3 protein-coding genes are annotated in these 2,815 nt (G+C 38.1%); all 3 read left to right on the plus strand.

From position 1 onward, the window contains the following. On the plus strand, window positions 1-274 hold a 274-nt coding region (locus tag RM529_RS16735), incomplete at its 5' end, for a sensor histidine kinase (protein WP_432264547.1). Continuing rightward, the gene (locus RM529_RS16740; protein ID WP_311485888.1) at window positions 249-881 is read left to right on the plus strand and encodes a response regulator; all 633 of its coding nucleotides are present in this window, start codon (window positions 249-251) and stop codon (window positions 879-881) included. The genes RM529_RS16735 and RM529_RS16740, both read left to right, overlap by 26 nt. A gap of 88 nt (window positions 882-969) precedes the next feature. After that, on the plus strand, window positions 970-2,493 hold the full coding sequence (locus tag RM529_RS16745) for a carbon-nitrogen hydrolase family protein (protein WP_311485889.1): 1,524 nt from the start codon (window positions 970-972) through the stop codon (window positions 2,491-2,493). Window positions 2,494-2,815 lie beyond the last annotated feature (322 nt).

Here is a 2,815-nt window from a genome sequence, read left to right on the forward strand (position 1 = left end):
TTTCTCGAATGTAACTAAGCATGCAAAAGCTTCAAAGTTAATTGTAAACTTCTCTTATTTTTCAGATACACTGAAAATCGAAGTTCAGGATGATGGTGTTGGTTTTAATTCTGAAGAGGTTAATAAAAATTCAGGATTACTAAACATGAAGAGCAGGGCTGCACTTATAAATGCAGACTTCCGCCTAAATTCTTCAGAAACCAAGGGAACTTTTCTATCTTTATCCTATCCTTCTAACCCTGGAAAAAATGAAGAAAACGATTATAATCGTTGATGATCACACGCTCTTTGCTAAGTCCCTTAACGGACTCATAAAAACCTATAATGATTTTGAGGTTCTGGAAATTTTTAAAAACGGACAGGAACTGGTGGATTATTTAAATAGTGGTAATCACAGGCCCGATCTTGTTTTGCTGGATATAAAAATGCCGGTAAAAGACGGTCTGGAGACTATGGAATGGCTAAAGGAAAACTATCCTGAACAAAAAGCGCTTGCGCTAAGTATGGAGCATGATGAGAATTATATTATTAAAATGATTAGAAATGGCTGCCGGGGCTATCTTCTAAAAGATATTGAGCCAGATGAATTTTTTTACGCCTTGCAATCGGTTATAAACAGCGGATATTATTATAGTGATGAGGTTTCAGAAGCCATGGTAAAGGGTGATCCCCGGAAAGAATTTGAGAACCTAACCCGGCGCGAGCTGGAATTCTTAAACCATGCCTGTTCTGAAATGACCTATAGAGAAGTAGCCGGAGAAATGAATTTAAGCCCTAAAACCATCGATAACTACAGGGAAAGCCTGTTCGAAAAACTTGAAGTAAAGAGCAGGGTTGGCCTGGTCCTGTTCGCTATTAAAAATAACTTGTATCAGTTATAATTCTTCAGGTAATTTTCTGTTCACTTTCTTTTATTTCAGAATCACTTAATTAGGCAGTATCTTTGCAGCCAAATATTAAAAAATAAAAGTGATCGATTCAGCAAAAATAGAATTAAGGAATTTAAGGGTTAAGGATTATGAAGAGTTGAAGGTTTCCATGATAAAAAGTTATCATGCGATGCCCGATGAATATTGGACGAAAGGCGAAATTAAGACGCTTGTAAACAAATTTCCTGAAGGCCAGCTATGTATTATAATCGATAATAAAATTGCAGGCTGCGCACTTTCCATAATTGTAGACTACGACAAGTTTGACGATAACCATAATTATGAGGAAATCCTTGGCGGTGAAAATTTCTCTACCCATACCAAAAATGGAAATGTTCTCTACGGAATAGATGTTTTTATACATCCGGAATTTCGCGGCATGAGGTTGGGAAGAAGATTGTATGAGGCAAGAAAAGAACTTTGCGAACACCTTAACCTGAAATCTATAATTTTTGGAGGCCGCATTCCTAATTATTCCAAGTATGCCGATGAGCTGACTCCAAAAAAGTATATAGATAAGGTAAAACTGCAGGAAATCCACGATCCCGTACTTTCTTTCCAGTTGTCCAACGATTTTCACGTAAAGAAAGTGATCAAGGGATACCTTACAGGAGATCACGAAAGTAAAGAATTTGCCACTTTAATGGAGTGGAACAATATTTATTACACAAAGCCTCAAAAGCTTGTAAATACTACAAAAACCGTTGTAAGACTGGGTTTGGTGCAGTGGCAAATGCGCTTGTTTAAAGACTATGAAGCACTGGTTTCCCAGATTGAATTTTTTGTAGATGCGGTAAGTAATTACCAGAGCGATTTTATTCTTTTTCCTGAATTGTTTAACGCTCCCTTGATGGCGCAGTTTAATCATCTTTCTGAACCGGAGGCCATACGAGGGCTTTCTGGTTATACTGAACGTCTTCTGGAAACTTTTAGCGAGTTTGCCATTAATTACAACATCAATATTATTACCGGTAGCATGCCGCAGGCCATAGGTGAACATATGTATAATGTTGGTTACCTGTGCCGAAGGGATGGAAGTTATGAGCGTTATGAAAAGCTGCATATTACTCCGGCAGAAGAATCGGCCTGGGGAATGAAGGGCGGGAATAAACTGGAAACTTTTGATACCGATTGCGGTAAGATTGGGGTTTTAGTTTGTTACGATGTGGAATTTCCTGAAGTTTCCAGGATTTTAGCAGAAGAGGGGATGAACATTCTTTTTGTGCCTTTTATGACAGATACTCAAAACGGCTATTCCCGCGTAAAAATATGTGCACAGGCCAGGGCCGTAGAGAATGAATGTTATGTAGCTATTGCCGGTTCTGTTGGAAATCTTCCGAAAGTGGATAATATGGATATTCAGTATGCACAAAGTGCCGTTTTAACTCCGTCTGACTTTGCTTTTCCCGTAAACGGAATTAAAGCTGAAGCGACTCCAAATACAGAAAGTACGCTGCTGGTAGATGTAGATTTAGATTTGCTAAAAGAGCTGCACAACTTTGGAAGTGTAAGAAATATGAAGGACAGAAGAAAGGATTTATATTCTCTGAAAAAGAAAAAATAGAAGCTTTTTTTCGGAAACCGGAGACAAGAATCAGGAGAATCACTGAAAGGACTTTCTGCGGAAGCATTTAAAATTATTCGTGTATTCGTGGTGAAACTTAAAGCCGATAACTGCCAATTTCAGCAACACACTTTGAGAGGAAAGAAAAAGGAAAGAGAAAAGAAAATTCGTCCCTCATCCGTCTTACTTCGTACTAACAGAGGTCGATAATTGCTATTTTTGAGCGTTCATCTTAACCGAAAAACCAGGAAACAGGAGATAAGAATCAGGACACTCGCTGAAAAAGTATTCTACGGAAGCACTTAAAAATTATTCGTGAATT

It is taken from the genome of Autumnicola edwardsiae (assembly GCF_031846505.1).
Classification (GTDB): domain Bacteria; phylum Bacteroidota; class Bacteroidia; order Flavobacteriales; family Flavobacteriaceae; genus Autumnicola; species Autumnicola edwardsiae.